Annotated in this window: 13 protein-coding genes and 4 pseudogenes; 7 read left to right on the top strand and 10 right to left on the bottom strand. The window is 58.6% G+C overall.

Annotated features, from left to right (window positions below):
- The first annotated feature begins 147 nt into the window (after positions 1-147).
- Positions 148-2,544: a GH25 family lysozyme gene (locus BLLJ_RS09330; RefSeq protein ID WP_013582977.1), complete on the top strand. Its 2,397-nt coding sequence runs from the start codon at positions 148-150 to the stop codon at positions 2,542-2,544.
- 33 nt (positions 2,545-2,577) lie between these two features.
- Here BLLJ_RS09330 and BLLJ_RS09325 read toward each other — a convergent pair.
- Together BLLJ_RS09325 and BLLJ_RS11665 are read right to left on the bottom strand one after the other, a co-directional pair.
- A pseudogene (locus BLLJ_RS09325) lies at positions 2,578-3,305 on the bottom strand (IS30 family transposase); the annotation flags it as partial.
- A 6-nt stretch (positions 3,306-3,311) separates the two neighbouring features.
- Positions 3,312-3,386 (bottom strand): annotated as a pseudogene (locus BLLJ_RS11665) (hypothetical protein); the annotation flags it as partial.
- A gap of 124 nt (positions 3,387-3,510) precedes the next feature.
- Here BLLJ_RS11665 and rfbB point away from each other — a divergent pair.
- The 4 genes from rfbB to rfbA all read left to right on the top strand — a co-directional run bounded on the left by rfbB (position 3,511) and on the right by rfbA (position 8,057).
- On the top strand, positions 3,511-4,533 hold the full coding sequence (gene rfbB / locus BLLJ_RS09320) for a dTDP-glucose 4,6-dehydratase (protein WP_013582975.1): 1,023 nt from the start codon (positions 3,511-3,513) through the stop codon (positions 4,531-4,533).
- Positions 4,534-4,603: 70 nt separating this feature from the next.
- A complete protein-coding gene (locus BLLJ_RS09315; RefSeq protein WP_126623119.1) occupies positions 4,604-5,467 on the top strand; it encodes a hypothetical protein in 864 nt (287 codons plus the stop codon).
- A gap of 7 nt (positions 5,468-5,474) precedes the next feature.
- Positions 5,475-6,929, top strand: a complete 1,455-nt coding sequence (locus BLLJ_RS09310) for a sugar nucleotide-binding protein (RefSeq protein WP_013582973.1) — start codon at positions 5,475-5,477, stop codon at positions 6,927-6,929.
- Positions 6,930-7,085: 156 nt separating this feature from the next.
- A complete protein-coding gene (rfbA, locus tag BLLJ_RS09305; protein ID WP_013582972.1) occupies positions 7,086-8,057 on the top strand; it encodes a glucose-1-phosphate thymidylyltransferase RfbA in 972 nt (323 codons plus the stop codon).
- Positions 8,058-8,093: 36 nt separating this feature from the next.
- Here rfbA and BLLJ_RS09300 read toward each other — a convergent pair.
- Positions 8,094-8,575: pseudogene (locus BLLJ_RS09300) on the bottom strand (IS30 family transposase); the annotation flags it as partial.
- Positions 8,576-8,655: 80 nt separating this feature from the next.
- Between BLLJ_RS09300 and BLLJ_RS11485 the strand changes: the two are divergent.
- Positions 8,656-9,202: pseudogene (locus tag BLLJ_RS11485) on the top strand (IS3 family transposase); the annotation flags it as partial.
- A 192-nt stretch (positions 9,203-9,394) separates the two neighbouring features.
- Here the strand turns inward: BLLJ_RS11485 and istB are convergent.
- Positions 9,395-10,156 (bottom strand): IS21-like element helper ATPase IstB, encoded by a 762-nt coding sequence (istB, locus tag BLLJ_RS09285; RefSeq protein ID WP_013582291.1) that lies wholly within the window; start codon positions 10,154-10,156, stop codon positions 9,395-9,397.
- Positions 10,153-11,610, bottom strand: coding sequence for an IS21 family transposase (istA, locus tag BLLJ_RS09280; protein ID WP_013582292.1), 1,458 nt, complete (start codon positions 11,608-11,610; stop codon positions 10,153-10,155). Before istA ends, istB begins: the two co-directional genes overlap by 4 nt.
- 174 nt (positions 11,611-11,784) lie before the next feature.
- On the opposite strand from istA, the gene BLLJ_RS10705 reads away from it, so the two are divergent.
- Positions 11,785-12,231 (top strand): integrase core domain-containing protein, encoded by a 447-nt coding sequence (locus tag BLLJ_RS10705; protein WP_016507756.1) that lies wholly within the window; start codon positions 11,785-11,787, stop codon positions 12,229-12,231.
- A gap of 765 nt (positions 12,232-12,996) precedes the next feature.
- Here BLLJ_RS10705 and BLLJ_RS10965 read toward each other — a convergent pair.
- The 5 genes from BLLJ_RS10965 to BLLJ_RS09255 form a co-directional block, all read right to left on the bottom strand.
- Complete coding sequence (locus BLLJ_RS10965) at positions 12,997-13,266, bottom strand: hypothetical protein (protein ID WP_126623118.1); 270 nt, start codon at positions 13,264-13,266, stop codon at positions 12,997-12,999.
- Positions 13,267-13,362: 96 nt separating this feature from the next.
- A complete protein-coding gene (locus BLLJ_RS09270; RefSeq protein ID WP_080557744.1) occupies positions 13,363-14,103 on the bottom strand; it encodes a pentapeptide repeat-containing protein in 741 nt (246 codons plus the stop codon).
- Positions 14,104-14,180: 77 nt separating this feature from the next.
- Positions 14,181-15,101: a LicD family protein gene (locus tag BLLJ_RS09265; RefSeq protein ID WP_013582968.1), complete on the bottom strand. Its 921-nt coding sequence runs from the start codon at positions 15,099-15,101 to the stop codon at positions 14,181-14,183.
- On the bottom strand, positions 15,101-16,375 hold the full coding sequence (locus tag BLLJ_RS09260) for an ABC transporter ATP-binding protein (protein ID WP_013582967.1): 1,275 nt from the start codon (positions 16,373-16,375) through the stop codon (positions 15,101-15,103). Before BLLJ_RS09260 ends, BLLJ_RS09265 begins: the two co-directional genes overlap by 1 nt.
- Positions 16,375-17,202, bottom strand: a complete 828-nt coding sequence (locus tag BLLJ_RS09255) for an ABC transporter permease (RefSeq protein ID WP_013582966.1) — start codon at positions 17,200-17,202, stop codon at positions 16,375-16,377. The genes BLLJ_RS09260 and BLLJ_RS09255 overlap by 1 nt, the downstream gene beginning before the upstream one ends.
- Positions 17,203-17,230 lie beyond the last annotated feature (28 nt).

The raw sequence follows: 17,230 nt of genomic DNA, 5'->3' as shown, positions 1-17,230 counted from the left end.
GCCTTGCTCATTAGACTGGAGCACGGTTGAAAACGTTGTGATTGCGCCTGTTTGCGCCTGCCTGTTCCCGCGTGTGAGAGTCCGGTCGACCATCGGAACGCGTGGCGGTGTGCGGGTGCGCGGGATGGGTGCGTCAAGGAGTTACGCATGGTGGAAAAGAAGCGGTTCGACGGCGCGGATGCGAAGGGTGCGACGGGCATGCTGCGTGCGTTGCGTGCGCGTGCAACGGCATCCGGCGCGGTGCGCGGTGTGACTGCGGCGATGGCGTCCGTCGCGGCGATGGCGATGTTGGGCGCGGTGTGCGTCACTCCGGCCAGCGCGCTCGCGGATGTGAACGCCGACGCGGACGCGTCCGGCGTCCGGTCCGCGGCCTCCGTGACGGCCTCCGCGGCCGCCTCGGACGGAACCTCATCCGACGCGCGCTCGCAGGCGCGGTCCGCGACTTCCGCGACGCGTCCGGTCGCGAACGGTGTGATGGTCGCCGATGAGACGGCTGCCGACGCGATGCCGGACAATCCGGATGCCGAGCTGCCGGACAAGGTGTCCGCCGAGATCTCCGATGACGCGACGGTGGTGTCCGAGCAATATGCGGCTACGCCGGAAGGCGAGTTGAAGGACATCAAGACGGGCGAGACGGTCACCGATCCGAAGATCGTGGGCACGGAGAGCAAGCAGCCCGATCCGTTGGCGAAGACGGATGGTGAGTCGTTCATTCCGGTGAGTGCCGCGGATGTGAAGGAGAAGGTCGCTGCGAACGGCGGTGACGTGAACGCGGTCTCCTCGAAGACGCGCGCGACCAACGCGTCGGTGAAGCTCGCCGCGTTGCAGAACAATGAGTACGGTGCGCACTGGGGCACGTACAACGGTACGCAGGCGTTCTTCGACGCGCGCAACAACCTGTTCGCCCAGCAGGCGAAGGGCGTGATCGACGTGTCCGTGTGGCAGAACACGATTGACTGGCAGGCGGTGAAGAACGCGGGCGTCGAGGGCGCGATCATCCGTCTGAGCTACGGCTGGGGCAATGGTTTCGACGCGCAGGCGAAGCGCAACATCAGCGAATGCAAGCGTCTCGGCATCCCGTTCGGCGTGTACGTCTTCTCGTATGCGGAAAGTGCGGCCGACGGTGCGTCCGAGGGCGCGGACGTGGTGAACCTGCTGCGCCAGGCGGGCGTGAACCCGGGCGACCTGAGCTACCCGGTGTTCTACGATCTAGAGAACTGGACGTACACGGGGCATAGGAGCCCGACGAGTCCGAGCGTGTACGACGGCATCGTCAACTCCTGGTACGGCAAACTGCAGGCGGCCGGTTACAACAATCTGAGCGTCTACTCGTACACAAGCTACCTGAACAGTGCGCTCAACAGCGGCAACATCCACGGCAAGACCCGCTGGGTGGCGCAGTATGGCTCCACCATGCAGTACACCGCGTTCCCCACCAACGACCGCGGCTGGCAGTACACGAGCGGCGGCTCCATCAGCGGCATTTCCGGCCGCGTGGATATGAACGCGTTCGGTAATAAGACCCCTGTAACGCAATATGTTGAGGTGGAAAAGGACGGAAAGTGGTACTACGTCGATACTGCAACCGGCAAAAAGGCTACCGGTTGGCAGCGGCTTTCGTCGAGCGGCGGCAAGTGGGTGTATTACGATCTTTCCGATGGGCATATGCTGTACGGAGAGCAGCAAATTGGCGGTAAATGGTATTACCTGAATCCGGGTACAGGCGCGCGCGCAACGGGTTGGGTATATCTCAAAGTCGGTGCGAATAAGTGGGTCTACTATGGTTCGGACGGTGCAATGCTGTACGGCGAACAAAACATTGCTGGTAAATGGTATTACCTGAATCCCGATAGCGGAGCGAGGATGACCGGCTGGGTCGTTTTGCCGGATGACAGGAACGTGTATTATGCGCCGTACATGCTGTATGGCGAGCAGAAGATTAATGGTGCTTGGTATTACCTGAATCCGGTGACCGGCGCTCGCAAGCAGGGCTGGCAGCGTCTGAACTCGAATGGCGGTAAGACGGTGTACTACGGTGCCGATGGGAAGATGCAGTACGGCGAGAAAACTATCGACGGGAAGCAGTATTTCTTGGATTCGATGACGGGGGCGCGTTTATCGGGTTGGCGACGCACAAAGATCACGAACGAGCCTAGCGGCGGCAAATGGGTTTACTATGGTGCGAACGGAGCAATGGTGCATGGTGAGTCGCAGGTGAGAGGACATTGGTATTTCTTTGATGACGATTCGTCTTCGTCGAATGGGCAAGTGGTATACGGCTGGAAGTATTTGTCATCGAGCGGCGGCAAGTGGGTGTATTACCAGCAGGGATTGGGCGTTATGCTGTATGGCGAGCAGCATATTGATGGCGCTTGGTACTACTTGGATCCGGTGACTGGTGCGCGGAAGTCCGGCTGGCAGCGTCTGAACTCGAATGGCGGTAAGACGGTGTACTACGGTGCCGATGGGAAGATGCTGTATGGTACTCAATACATCAATGGAAGGTTGTACTACTTTGACTCAGTCACTGGAGCGAAGCGGTAAACATGGATTCCTGCGGCGCAAGTGTCCCCAGATTCAATTTGTAAGTGCAACGCTCGTCCTTGGGTGGCTTGCCCTCGACATTACCTTGCCGAGTTCGCGGTACCAAACCTCGTTGGGCGTTTCTCAGCCAGGACCTTCATGGGGGTGTCGTTGATCTCCTGGACGATGGCCTGCAGGTCCGCGTCCGTGAGGTCGTCGAAGCCGGTCCTCTTGGGCAGGTAGCGGGGATGCGCCCGTTGCGGTTCTCGTTCGACCCGCGCTGGTGGGAGGAGTACGGGTCCGCGAGATAGGTGAGCATGCCCAGCGCCTCGTCCACGAGCAGGTGGCAGGAGGATTCGGTGCCGTTGTCCCAGGTCCGGTCGATCCTCGCCGGCGCGGGGATGTCCTTGTGGATGTCGTATTCGGCGCGCGGTGGCCAGCGCGCTCTTGTCGTCGATGAACCTGGCGAACAGGCGGCGGCTCTTGCGTTCGACCTGCGTGTCGACGCACCGTCTCGACGGGGACGCGCCGACGACCGTGTCGGACTCATAATGGCCGAACTCGCGGCGCGAGCCCACGCGTTTGGGACGTTCGGTGATCGGCACGCGCATCCCGATGCGCGGCCCCTTCGACCGGCGTCCCTTCGCCCGCGTGCGATGTCGTTTGCCCCGCGGCAGGTACCGCCTGAGGTCCAATGCCTTCTGCGGTTTCACGTGGATCCACTGGTAGAGGCATTCGTGGCTGACGGCGGACTTGTCGTGGCCGATCCTCAGGGCGATTTGACGGACCCCGAGCCCGTCACGGTTCCTCAACTCGTCGATCCGGACATATTCCTGTGCCGACAGGTGGGAATAAGCTTTCATGATGAGTGCAACGCTTTCTCTTCGGTTATGAACCTGAACACTTCCAACCGTAGACAGGCGTTGCACTTCTATCTAGAACCCGGGGTCTCAGTGGCCGTACGGCCGCGACGGTATGATTGCCCGTATGGCTGATGAAGTGTTTACTCCTCATAACATCATTGTGACCGGTGGCTGTGGTTTCATCGGGTCGAATTTCGTGCATTACGTGTACAACAATCATCCCGATGTTCATGTGACGGTGTTGGATGCGTTGACGTATGCGGGCAACTTGGAGAACATCCGTCCGATCCTGGGCGACCGCGTGGAGTTCGTGCACGGCAACATCTGCGACGACGAGCTGCTCGACAAAATCGTGCCGGGCCATGACGCGATCGTGCACTACGCGGCGGAATCCCACAACGACAACTCGATCGCGAACCCGGAGCCGTTCCTGAAGACCAACGTGGAGGGCACGTTCCGCCTGCTGGAGGCGGCCCGCAAGTACGACGTGCGCTACCACCACGTGAGCACGGACGAGGTGTACGGCGATCTGGCCCTGGATGATCCGGCCAAGTTCACGGAGCAGACCCCGTACCATCCGTCCAGCCCGTACAGCTCCACTAAGGCGAGCTCCGACCTGCTGGTGCGCGCCTGGCACCGCACGTTCGGCATCCGCGCCACCATCTCCAACTGCTCGAACAACTACGGCCCCTTCCAGCATGTGGAGAAGTTCATCCCCCGTCAGATCACGAACATCCTCGAGGGCCTGCGCCCGAAGCTGTACGGCAACGGCCTGAACGTGCGTGACTGGATCCACACGGACGACCACTCCACGGGCGTGTGGACCATCCTGACCAAGGGACGCTTGGGCGAGACGTATCTGATCGGCGCGAACGGCGAACGCAACAACATCACGGTGCTGCGCGACATCCTGACCGTGATGGGCAAGAGCCCGGACGACTTCGACTGGGTGAAGGACCGTCCCGGCCACGACCGCCGCTACGCGATCGATTCCACCAAGCTGCAGACCGAGCTCGGCTGGAAGCCGACGCACACGGACTTCCAGAAGGGCCTGGAGCAGACCATCAAGTGGTACACGGACAACCGCGCCTGGTGGGAGCCGGCCAAGGCCGCCACCGAAGCCAAATACAAGCAGCAGGGTCAGTGAGCGGAATATGAAAATGGCCACACCTCGAAGGTGTGGCCCCTATAGCACTATGAAAGATACACATATGAATGTGAAAAAGCAAGCGGACAATGCCGTGATGGCGAGTCGTTTTCTTGCTGACGCGCGGTTCCAGGTGTATCTCGATTATGCAAGACGGCATGTGGATACGGTCGATCGGGAACGGCTGGTTGATCTGGCGGTGAGGCTGTACCGCTGGAACGTGGAGGCATCCGCCATCACAATCGGTTATATCGGCTATATCGAGATATTCGTCAGAAATGCAATCGATTACCGGCTTTGCGAATGGGTGTCCGGGCAGCAGATAACGGGCATCCCGGACTGGCTTGAAGCCGGCAAAAGCGATCCGATCGGGAGGATACGGGCTTTGATCAACAGCCCCGAGCGCGACTATATCGCGGAGGCCCGGAACACGGCATTGCGCAAGCAACGGCATTGGCGTTCCGACCAGACGCATCCAAGGCACGGGGATGCGATCACCCGCGACGACGTGTTCTCCCAATTGACGTTGGGCACGTGGGATGGCATGTTGTCCCGTTCCGGCAAGGACCCTGAACTCGCCCATGTCCTCATGGGCGCGTTCCCCAACATCGCGGATGCATGGGCGTCGGAACTGCGTCGTATGCCGAAGGGAAGGCTTCCCGGCAACGACGGCGACCCGTTTGAGGACAGGCTGCGCAAGGAACTGGTGGACCGCCTCAAATCGGTTCGTACCATCCGCAACCGTATCGGTCATGATGAGAACCTTCTGCGGGTCGAGTTCGCGAAACTGAGATACGACATGTTCTTCATCCTCGATGCCTTGGGCCCCGAATGCCCGAATTGGGCTTTCCCCGATAAAGGGGAGGCCTTGAAAACGCTTAATCCTGCACGCTGCATAGCAACGTGGCAAAACGATTCTGAAGATAGAAAGTAGGGAACGTATGTCGTTCGAATTCGAGAAGGACTTGAAGGTCGAGGAGACGAACATCCCGGGCCTGTTGGTGTTCGACCTGCCGGTACATGGTGACAATCGTGGCTGGTTCAAGGAGAACTGGCAGCGGGCGAAGATGACCGCGTTGGGCCTGCCGGATTTCGGTCCGGTGCAGAACAACATCAGCTTCAACGCGACGAAGGGCGTGACGCGCGGCATCCATGCGGAGCCGTGGGACAAGTACATCTCGATCGCGGCGGGTGAGATCTTCGGCGCGTGGGTGGACCTGCGCCCGGGCGAGAGCTTCGGCCAGGTGTACACGACCCGTTTGGACCCGTCCAAGGCGATCTACGTGCCTCGCGGCGTGGGCAACAGCTTCCAGGCCTTGCAGGACGGGACCGTGTACACGTATCTGGTGAACGCGCATTGGTCGCTGGAACAGAAGAAGACGTACACGTTCGTGAACCTCGCGGACCCGGAGCTGGGCATCGAGTGGCCGATCCCGTTGGAGGAGTCCGAACGCTCCGAGGCGGACCTGCATCATCCGATGCTCAGGGATGCGAAGCCGATGGAGCCGAAGCGCACGCTGGTGACGGGCTGCAACGGCCAGTTGGGCCGTGCGGTCCGCGCGTACGCGGAGGCGCATGGTCTGCGTGGTTTCGAGTACACGGACATCGACGAGTTCGACTTCTCCGATCCGACCGCGTACGACAAGTACGATTGGAGCCTGTACGGCACGATCATCAACGCGGGCGCGTACACGGCCGTGGACAGGGCGGAGACCGCGGAGGGCCGTCCGGTGGCGTGGAAGGCGAACGCGCAGGGCCCGGCCCTGCTCGCGAGGGTCGCGAAGGACCATCACATCACGCTGGTGCATGTGAGCTCCGACTACGTGTTCGACGGCACCGCGGACCTGCATTCGGAGGATGAGGCGTTCGCGCCGTTGGGCGTGTACGGGCAGACGAAGGCTGCGGGCGACATCGCGGTGGCGAACGCGCCGGAGCACTACATCCTGCGTTCCAGCTGGGTGATCGGCGAGGGCCGCAACTTCGTGAAGACGATGATGATGCTGTCGGACCGTGTCGCGAACCCGGACGACCAGCTGGAGCAGGTGACGGTGGTGGACGACCAGTACGGGCGCCTCACGTTCACGAAGGACATGGCCGAGGCGATCTTCCACCTGCTGGACTCGCATGCCCCGTACGGTACGTACAACTTGACCGGTTCCGGCGCGGTGAGGAACTGGGCGCAGATCGCGTCCCGCGTGTTCGAACTGACGAACGGCAACGGGGAGAAGGTCAAGCCGATCAGCACGGCCGAGTACTTCGCGAACGCGAAGGCGCCGGTCAGCCCGCGTCCCGAGCATTCCGCGCTCGACCTGTCCAAGATCAAGGCCGCCGGCTACACGCCCGCCGACTGGGAGGAAACCCTCGAAGCATACGTGAACAAGGAACTCGGCAAGTAGGACAGATAGGACAAACCGGAAAGGTCTGTCAGCCCATTCCGACGGCCTGATGTCAGTGTGAAAACCGCGCAGAATGACCTGCGCGGTTTTCTGTTTCGCCACTGTCTTGGCTAAGCTGGTGTGAGCTGATTACGACTGTGAAGAAAGCAGGTCCTTATGAAAGGTATCATTCTCGCCGGTGGCTCGGGTACGAGGCTGTATCCGTTGACGACGGTGACATCGAAGCAGCTGCTTCCGGTGTACGACAAGCCGATGATCTACTATCCGCTGAGCGTGCTCATGATGGCCGGCATCCGTGACATCCTTATCATCTCCACGCCGAAGGACCTGCCGAACTTCGAGCGACTGCTTGGCGACGGCAGCCAGTATGGCGTGAAATTCTCCTATGTGGTGCAGCCGTCCCCGGATGGTCTGGCGCAGGCGTTCCTGTTGGGCGAGGAGTTCATCGCGGGTGAGCCGTGTGCGCTCGTGCTGGGCGACAACATCTTCTACGGCAACGGTCTGGGCGCCACGTTGCGCAAGGCGAAGGCGAAGGCGGAGAACGGTGAGGGCGCGTCCGTGTTCGGCTACTACGTGGACGATCCGGAGCGTTACGGCGTGGTCGAGTTCGACGCGGACAAGAAGGCCGTGTCCATCGAGGAGAAACCCAAGCGTCCGAAGTCGAACTACGCGGTGACGGGCCTGTACTTTTATGACGAGCGCGTGGTGGAGTTCGCCAAGCAGGTGAAACCGTCCGCGCGAGGCGAGTTGGAGATCACCGACCTGAACAAGATGTACCTGGAGGCGGGCGCGTTGAACGTGCGCACGTTGGGCCGCGGCTACGCGTGGCTGGACACGGGCACGATGGACTCCCTGTACGAGGCGGGCGAGTTCGTGCGCACCGTGCAGCGCGCGCAGGGCCTGCCCATCGCCGTGGCCGAGGAAATCGCCTATGAGAACGGCTGGATTACCCGCGAGCAGCTGCTTGAGGCCGCCGAGAAGTACGGCAAGAGCCCGTACGGCAAGCACCTTAAGGATGTGTCCGACGACAAGATTATCTTGAAACAGAAGAATGCCCGAGGTGCCTCATTTGAAAATGAGCGCGAAGCCCGGAGTGGTGCCTCACCGGTGGTGAGCGCGAAATCCTAGTCCTCGTCGGCTTGCGGGGTTTCGCCCCCCCGTTGTCTATTTAGAAGTGCAACATCCTTGTTGTTTGGTTAATGGTAGCAGTTCGTCGGCGAATGCCTCGGCCGGGGTGCGGTAGCCGAGCACGCGCATGGGACGGTTGTTGATCTGTCCACGATGGCCTGTATCTCGTCGGTCATGGACGGGTCGATGCGCGTGCGTTTGGGCAGGTGGCGGTGGATCGCGCCGTTGCGGTTCTCGTTGCCGCCGCGCCGGTACGACGAGTACGGGTCGGCGAAGTAGGTGGCCATGCCGAGCCGTTCGCGCAGTTCCGCGTGGCGGGCGGACTCGGTGCCGTCGTCGTGCGTGACGCCGGTCCCGGCCCCAGCCGGCAGCGCGGAGAACATGAGGAACCGCGCTCCGATGCTTTCGCGGGCGGTCTTGTCGGGCACGATGCGCGCCATAAGGAAACGCGTGCGCCTTTCGACCTCGGTGTGCGGGCTACATCCCACGCCGATGACGCCGTCGGCCTCCCACTCGCCACCGGCCGGCGCGGCACTGGATTGGCTACAATGTATTGGACTGGTTCATGCGGGACATGACAACGAAGGAGTTGATCATCATGGCCGATCCGAATCGTCCCCGTCATTACGAGGAGGAGTTCAAGAGGCAGATCGTGCAGTCGTAACGGGAACGGCAAGCCGTCGTCGCAGATCAGGGCGGAGTACGGCATCCCGCGTTCCACGCTGCGGCGTTGGGTGCAGGGGATACGTAACAGCGGCTCCACGAAAGCGGTCGACAACCGCACTCCCGAGGAGAACGAGCTGATCGAATTGCGGAAACGCGACAGGCAGCTGGAGATGGAGGTCGATGTTTCAGAACAAGCGGCGCCGGTATTCGCACGAAAGCAGGCGTGATACGGTCCGACGCCGGCCGCTGCCCGGTATCGGCGCAGTGCGGGATCCTGGGCGTTGCCAAGTCGACCTGCCACTGGATGCTCGAACACCCCGAGGCCGAGCGCGCCGACCCTTACGAGAAGGATGTGGAGCGCGTGTGGAGGGACAGCGGCAAGGTGTACGGGGCCAGGAAGATCAGGCACGCCCTGGGGCACGAGGGCGTGACGCTGTCCCGCCGCCGCATCAACCGGATCATGAAGGGGAACGGCATGGCCGGCTCCTATTCCAAGGCCGCCTATAGGCCACGCCCGGCCAGGCCGGACGACGACCCGGCTCCCAACATCCTCGCCCGCGAGTTCAATGGCTATGCGCCGCGCACCCTGTATTTAGTCAAGTCGGTGTTTCGTGTTTCGTCACTAATTTTTTTCGGTTTTCGGCATGAGGAGTGCCGGCCGGTGGTTTGTTTTACTGGTTGTCCGTCTTGCCGAACATGAGGGCCTGGCTGACGCGTCGGCTGGGGCCGGTGAATTCGATGAGGCGTCCGTGGTGGACGATGCGGTCGATGATCGCGGCGGCGAGTTTGTCGTCGGCGAAGATCGTCCCCCATTTGCTGAACTCGATGTTCGTGGTGAAGATGATGCTGCGCCGCTCGTAGCTGCCGGCGATGATCTGGTAGAGGAGGCGGGCCCCGTCGATGTCGAAGGGCACGTAGCCGAACTCGTCGAGGATGATCAGGTCGGCACGGGCGAGGTCTTTGAGCAGGTTGTCGAGGGCGCCGTCGCGTTTGGCCTTGCCGAGCTGGAGCACGAGCTCCGCGGTCTGCCGGAACCTCACGCTCCTGCCTTGCTCGATGGCGAGCATGCCCAGGGCGGTGGCCAGGTGGGTCTTGCCGCGTCCCGTCTTGCCGTAGAACACGAGGTCCTGCGCCTTGGCCACGAAATCGAGGCCGGTCAGCTGCTCCTTGGTGTATCCGTCGGGCAGGCGCACGTTCGCGAAGTCGTAGCCGTCGAGGCTTTTGGGCACCGGGAACCGGGCCTGGCGCATGAGCCTTGCCCGTTTGGAGGCCTCCCTGTTGGCCAGTTCCGTGGCGAGCATGCGGTCGATGGCGTCCAGTTGGCGGGGCGTGGCCCATTCGAGCGTTTCGTCGATGGTGGCCTGCGAGATGAACAGGCTCCTCGCCCGCTCGCGCAGCGGGCCGGGGTCGGTCCGTCCGTTCTTCTGGTTCACTCGTCCTCCTTGGTGTAGGCGATGTCGTATTCGCTCAGGTCCACGGGGTCGTCGTAGGCCACGGGTCCCAGGCCCGAGGCGTGGCGTGCCGCGGCCAGACATACCCCGGCCCGGTCCGTGCCTCCGGTGGATTCGAGGATCTCGAGCATGCCGGCCACGGCCGCCCGCCAGCCGCTCTCGCCGTCGGCGTGCAGCAGGGCACGCAGGCTGTCGCGCCGCGTGGCCTCGTCCTGCGCGTCGATCCATTCGCGAAGCGGGTCGGGCATCGCGTCGCGCACCCGGCTGTTGCGCCAGGCCGCCGGCCGGTCGCACAACAGCCCGAGCTGGCTCGACGGGTCGCCGCTGTCGGTCGGCTTGTCCCCGTAGGACCTCGGATGCGTGATCACGCGTTTGCCTTCGGCATCGAGGATCTCCACCTCCAGGGCCCTCAGGCCGACGATCATCTCATGGCCGGCGTGTTCGGGTCCGGCCGCGTACCGGTGGCGGCCCTGGACGGTGACGTTTCCGTATTTGTCGGCCTTCATCCTCGTCCACGTGACCACGTCGAACGGCTTGGCGGGCAGGGGCAGCAGCGCCTTGCGATCATCCTCGAACAGGCCGGCCTGGCTCTCGCCCTTCCTGTAATGGTCCTTGTCCCCCAGCTCGAGACAGCGGTCGGGAAGGCGCAGGTTGAAGTTGTCGAGGCTCCACACGCTGGGCACCGGCACGAACAGCCTTCGGCGCACGGCCCCGACCCTGGCCTCGACCGCGCCCTTCTCGTGGCCCGAGTACGGGTTGCAGAACGAGTATTCGAACCCGTAATGGGCCTGGAACGCCTGGAACAGGCGGGTCAGGCGGATCTCGTCGAACCGTCGGCGGCCCACGCCGGCGGCATTGTCGTACACGATGCGCCGGGGCACCCCGCCCAGCCATTCGAACAGGTTAAGCAAAGCCTGACACGTGCATTCCGCGTTCTCCCCGGGCATCAGCTGGCACGGCGAGATGTTCGAGTACGGGAAATCCAACACGAAATGCCGCATCCGCGTCACGACGCCCCGGTAGCGCACGTCGACCTGGCCGAAGTCCGCCTGGCATTCGCCCGGATGCCACGACAGGTCCAGGAAACCCATCTCGCGCTCCGCCATGAACTCACGCTTCAACCGGGCCACCGTCCGGGTCACCGTCGACAACGACGCCTCCACCCCGTACTCGTCACGCAACCGCTCGTGGATGCGCGTCGCCGTGTGACGTTGCTTGTGCCAGGTCTCCCGGTCCTCGGCGAGCATGCCCTCGATCACGGGAATCCACTCGTCGAGCACCGAGCCACGGCGTCTCCTTACCGGAGGCCTGGCCGACAGGTCGTCGGCCTTGAGATACTTGCGCACGGTCGGCTCGCTGACCTTCTCGCCGCGCGCGATCGAGGCGACGGACTCCCCATTCCTGCGCCTCTGACGGATAGACTGTATTTTGGGCATGCTGATCATTTGCCTTTCCGGCCCTTTCCCGAATGGATTCGAAGCACCATCAGGCTAAGGCCCACGGGTGGTCGGCATGCCTTTCTGCCTAAACCCGAAAAAACTACGTGACTAAAACCTCAACTCCCTATTGAACACATACAGCGCACCCATCTGGCCTCCGACCCGGCCTACGTGAGGGTCGGCAGTTCGTGGGCGTACGTCTGCCTGCCCGGCGACCTGGCCAGCCGGCAGATCGCCGGCCATTCGGTCGGCGTCGGGCACGACGCCGATCTCGTGTTGGCCGCGTTCGCCGCGCTGCGCTTCCCGCTGGATGAGATCGAGGTGTTCCACACGGATCGCGGCGGCGGGTTCGCCGGGGAACGCGTCGAACGCGTGCTCGACGTGTTCGGCGTCACGCGTTCCCTTTCCAGGCCGGGCAACCCGTACGACAGCGCGGTGGTCGAATCCACCAACCGGCTCGTCAGGAAGGAGCTCATCCACAGGAACGTCTACACGAACGTGGAGCAACTGCGCTCGGACGTCAACCGGTACGTGTGGTGGTACAACCACCAACGGCTCCACTCGACCCTCGGGTACCTGAGCCCCGTGGAGTTCACACAACAAGGAAAAACCCTCTAGAAACAGTCCAACACACCGTTGCCAATCCACCTTCTCCCCGGGTTGGTGCTCCAGACGGGCGGTGGCGTCCAATTGCTCGCAGCGCAGGGCGAACATGCGGCAGAACGCCTGGTACGAATACGTCCTCAGACCGGTCGTCTCGGCCTTGCGCCGGTAGTCGTACCACAGGAACTTGACCGGCAGCTTGCGGTACGTGCCCTTGCGCTCCACGTACGAGTCCATGTCTGGTTGCGCGTAAGAACCGTCCGCCTCGCGCGGCTTGGCGGGGAACCAACGCTCACGCACCTGCGCGTCGCCCATGCCCATGAGCGTCTCCATGGTCACGCCATGCTCGCGGATGACCCTGGACGCACGCGCCACGTCGCGCTTGCTGCACCGTGCCGCGCCTGCCACCCGGTCCTGGCTCACCCCCTTGAGACGCATGATCATGATCTGTTTCCAATTCACGGCCATCATCGGCCTCCTTTCGATAAGGCGGCCCGCCATCGGACCGCTTCACTGAAAGACGCTACGGGAAACAGCACACCAGTACCAGCCAGACGCTACACCCGGTACCATTTTCAGGAGACCCCATTACCAAGCCGGATTATTTTCCAATCGGCTACGGATACAGGAACCTCGACAACCTCATCGGTTTCGTCATGCTCAAATGCGGCGGACTCAACCTCCGCCTCCCCGGACGCTAATAGGCAGTAAGCCAGACAGGTGATTCACATCCGCACAAACACCCGAAGAGCCTCAATTTGAAACACAATGGGTGACATCCTACTTTAGACTTCCCTTGAAGGTCGCTCCTGCAGTTGAATAGGTGGTTCCTCCTATGGTCAATGAACCATTTTGTGCTGATAAAATGCTCCCCTGATAATCCTGAGCTACTGCTCCGTCTAAGTCAACCGTTGTATTATTGATGGTAATATCATTAGCTAGTATTTCTCCATCAATATGGGCAGAAGAATAGTGCTGGTCGTTGAAGAGCATGCCAAAATCCATTCTATTCTCGATGGTTACATTGTTGAAAAGAAGCCCTTGTTTCATACGTGCATCTTCAAATGATGCCTGAGAGAACTCGGAGAATTTAGAATAATCATGTGAATCAATGAATTTGGCCTTATCGAAAACAGAGCGGAATCTTCATAAGCTACCCGTGAAATCAACATTATTGTAAAATGTGCTCCCAGTGAAAATGCCATCCTGTAGAAACTTGGTATGATTAAAACTTGTTTCATTTCCATAAAAAGTGCAATTGTCAAATAATGCCGTTTCTTTAAACGAAACGTCAGATAAGTTGAAATTGTAAAAGTATGATCCGGAAAAGCTGAGAGGAATTTCATCCCATGAAGTGGCAGCTTTATCGACTTGAAGATGGTCGGAGAAACCCTTTTGGATGCTATCGCGTATTATGGCCTCGTCATCCGTCATTGATGAGGCATTCTTCATCGTCGGTTTTGTTTTTAGGTATGTAAGGAGTGCATATGCACATGTTTTTTGATGATATTCATGTGATTGAAGGTCTGAATCACTTCCCCAATCATCAGCCAGGGCGACCAGCGAATTAACTCCCGCCATTCTTTCTGCTGCGCTCTCGTTGGCCAGTTTGCTCACCGCGGAGTCAGATTCTGACCGCATTCGAGTTTCCTTTGCGTCGATTAAAGTTTGATTTGCGCCATTGATGACAGTCAATGCAGTAATGAGAGCAGTGATAAGGGTGACTAAATATCCTAAGTTTTTAATTCCTAGTGATATTAATCTTTTTGCTCCTCTATTGTTTGTCTGAGATTTGATTACGTGATGTATTGTACTACCGTTTTTTTGTCGGTATTTCATACGTGAAATCCGTTGTTTCTTTGCTTGTGCTGATGTTACAAAAAGCATAGCAAATGACAGTCAGCGCCGTGACTGCTGCTAATATAACGAGTAGTATTATGAGAAATGCAGAGTTGATAATCAACTTATTCTCTATCAAGTGATTTTGAAGTCCTGTAACTGTGCAATGGTTTTACCAAATCTACCAGAGCTGTGGTGATGTGGTGGGAGTCGGTGTCTTGTTCGTAGCGCTTCTGAGTCTCCCATGTGGGCATGAAGCCGTACTGGTTAGTCAGGACATTTTCGTAGCCTTTGGGAACTCGTATGGTGGTATCCTCGAACGGAATCTCAATATAAGAATCCCAGCTGGCGCGTTTTGTATTCCACATGGACTTGGTTCGATACATGCCATAACGTGGATAAGAAATGTATTCGGACTCATCAAAAGGATATTGTTCAGCATAATGCCGCTGCAGTTGTTCATACTTTTCTGCGTAATAACGCAGTGGATGAAGTTGAATCCAAGCATACGCAATGGCGCGAATCAGACGATTCGGGTACAGCCATGCGATGGTATCCGGATACAGGTATTTCTTGCCGAACTTGCGGAGCAAGTCATAACAGTACAGCTTATCTATCTGAAAATACCATTGCTCACGTTCCTCTTGATTACTCGGAACTCCGTCAATAGGTTCGATATCAATGAACGCACCTGTATAACAGTCAGGGTACGGCAATAGTAGATTTGCGGTGAACATGGTTCGTGTATCGTGCAGCTTTAAAAAATGGAAATCCGCATGAGTGCTTTCTAAACCATCGAATACGGCTAAGTGGCGAGGCAGGACGGCCGGAGCGAGCTGTTTGAACCGCTCATAATCCGGCCTCGGCATATTGATGTCGATGTCATCATCAAAGGGGATGAATCCTTTGTACAGCAGGGCACCAATAGTGGTGCCTCCCGAAGTATAGAAACGAAGATTATTCTCTTCGCAGATTCGCCGGAACTCTTTAAAGATAGACAGGGCGGTTTTCTGGATATCGCGAATATCTTCGTTCTTCGAGAACATTAGCTTCTCCTCAAATCAACAGCGTCATATTTGAGCAACGCATAATCCGTGCCCTTGGCATCCTCATTGATGGAGAACAGACATGAATTCTCATCATTGGAGAAACCTGCCAACAAAGTGTGGTGTGGATCTGCGGGATCCTGCTTGCGCAAGGACGCGGTAATCTTATAAGTACCGTTGTTGAATATATTAAGCGGTAGAGAGAAGTGAACGGATTGTTTGCCATTCCCGCCTACGCCCATCTTAATGGAGCCGGAATCATAGGGAATGCCACCACGACGGGTGTCGAGCATGGAGACAGCCAAGAAATACTCGTCAGTCTTGGTGTATTCGAATTCAACGTCAAATTCAAACGTATCTTTGCTGGTCAGCACCATCTTCGATGTAGGGACACACCGCAGCATTGGTACCGTTCCATTCAGACCGGTGGGATACTCGCCTTCCTCGACTGTTTCGGCGGCTTTCTTCTGCAGACTCTTCAGATTCTCTTCGGTGTACGTGTTCGCGGCATCGTTCTTGTCGCCGTTGACGATGACCTCACCATCACGGATAAGAATAGCCTTGTTGCAGTACTTCTTCACCGAATCCATGGCGTGCGTGACGAGAATGACCGTCTTCGTGGGATCCTTCTTAATCTCCGTGAAGAAGTCGTTGCATTTCGTTTGGAACGCCTCGTCGCCGACTGCCAGCACCTCATCGAGAACGAGAATGTCACCCTGCGCTTTGATGGCGACGGAAAAGGCGAGACGCACCTGCATGCCAGAGGAGTAGTTCTTCAGCTTCTGGTCCATAAAATCGCCCAGCTCTGCGAACTCGACGATGTCGTCGTACATGGCATCGATCTCGTCACGTGAGAAGCCCAACAGCGCACCATTGAGGTAAACGTTCTCACGACCGGTGAGTTCTGGATTGAATCCGACACCAAGCTCGATGAACGGAACCAGCTTGCCGTTGATCGATACCTTGCCTGTTTCAGGAACATAGATGCCGGAAATGATTTTCAGAAGCGTGGATTTACCGGATCCGTTGCGCCCGACGATGCCGAAGAAATCACCCTGATGAACCTCGAAATTGATATCGCGGAGCACAGATTGTTCAGTGTAGCCTTTGATACCCTTGGTCCAGTTGATGAATGCCTGCTTTAAACCGCTGGCCTGTTCGGTTGGAAGACGGAACGACTTGGAGACATGTTCGACGGACAGTACGACCGGCTTGTCTTCGTTCAACGAGGCGTCGGCAACTTCCCCGTGAGTAGTGTTGGTGTGATCGACCATTACATGACCTCCGCGAACTTACGACTGTGCTTACGGAAAACGTGAATACCGATGACGAGCAGAACCACCGTCATCAGATACGGCAACAGTGCGATGAACGGATTGGCAATCATCGTCCAAACCGTGGGAACATAATCAGGTGCCACAAGGTTATGGCGAATGTCCATGATGGCCTGGGCGGCGGGATTCATCAGCATCAACTTGGCGATAACCGGGTAACGATTCGAAACCATGCTGAGCGGATAGATAATCGGGATGGAGTAGAACATTGCCTGCAGCACGACCTCCCAGATGTGCGCGACATCATGGAAGTAGACGTACATCGTGGAAAGAATCAGCGCGCACGCTAGTGCCAGCAGGTACAACTGGGCGACATTGAACGGAACGAGCAGGACATGCCATGTGTATTGCGCGTTGGAGAAGAAGCCAAACACGATGACCACAATCAGGTTGATACCCAGAGAAATCAGCGACCCCATCGTGGTGGAAGCAACGATGATGTAATTGGGGAAGTGTACCTTTCTCAGCAGATCGCCGCGGCCGACAATGGACTGCATGCCGACAGAAGTGGCTTCGGAGAAGAAACTCCACAGGCAGGTGCCACACAGCAGCGAGATGGTGAATGTCGGCGTGCCGTCGGAGAACTTAAGGAACCGGACGAACACCATGTACATGACGCCGAAAAGCATCAACGGCTTGACCACAGACCAAGCCATGCCGAGAATCGATCCCTGATAGCGAAGCTTGAAATCGGTCTTGACGAGTTCCTTCAGCACGATGAGGCCATAACGGTACCGTGCTTGGAACCGACGAATGAGCTCTGACACGAGAACCTATCCTATCGCTCAAACTACA

The sequence above is a fragment of the Bifidobacterium longum subsp. longum JCM 1217 genome (genome assembly GCF_000196555.1).
Classification (GTDB): Bacteria; Actinomycetota; Actinomycetes; order Actinomycetales; family Bifidobacteriaceae; genus Bifidobacterium; species Bifidobacterium longum.
The sequence above is the reverse complement of the archived record's forward strand: the minus strand, read 5'-3'. Positions and strand labels throughout refer to the sequence as shown.

What these genes read in the sequence shown, in the direction of transcription:
- BLLJ_RS09330 (WP_013582977.1), top strand. Translation starts at nt 148, where the DNA reads ATGGTGGAAAAGAAGCGGTTCGACGGCGCGGATGCGAAGGGTGCGACG.
- BLLJ_RS09265 (WP_013582968.1), bottom strand. Translation starts at nt 15,101, where the DNA reads ATGTTCTCGAAGAACGAAGATATTCGCGATATCCAGAAAACCGCCCTG.
- BLLJ_RS10965 (WP_126623118.1), bottom strand. Translation starts at nt 13,266, where the DNA reads ATGAAACAAGGGCTTCTTTTCAACAATGTAACCATCGAGAATAGAATG.
- BLLJ_RS09270 (WP_080557744.1), bottom strand. Translation starts at nt 14,103, where the DNA reads ATGCTTTTTGTAACATCAGCACAAGCAAAGAAACAACGGATTTCACGT.
- istA (WP_013582292.1), bottom strand. Translation starts at nt 11,610, where the DNA reads ATGCCCAAAATACAGTCTATCCGTCAGAGGCGCAGGAATGGGGAGTCC.
- rfbB (WP_013582975.1), top strand. Translation starts at nt 3,511, where the DNA reads ATGGCTGATGAAGTGTTTACTCCTCATAACATCATTGTGACCGGTGGC.
- BLLJ_RS09310 (WP_013582973.1), top strand. Translation starts at nt 5,475, where the DNA reads ATGTCGTTCGAATTCGAGAAGGACTTGAAGGTCGAGGAGACGAACATC.
- BLLJ_RS09260 (WP_013582967.1), bottom strand. Translation starts at nt 16,375, where the DNA reads ATGGTCGATCACACCAACACTACTCACGGGGAAGTTGCCGACGCCTCG.
- rfbA (WP_013582972.1), top strand. Translation starts at nt 7,086, where the DNA reads ATGAAAGGTATCATTCTCGCCGGTGGCTCGGGTACGAGGCTGTATCCG.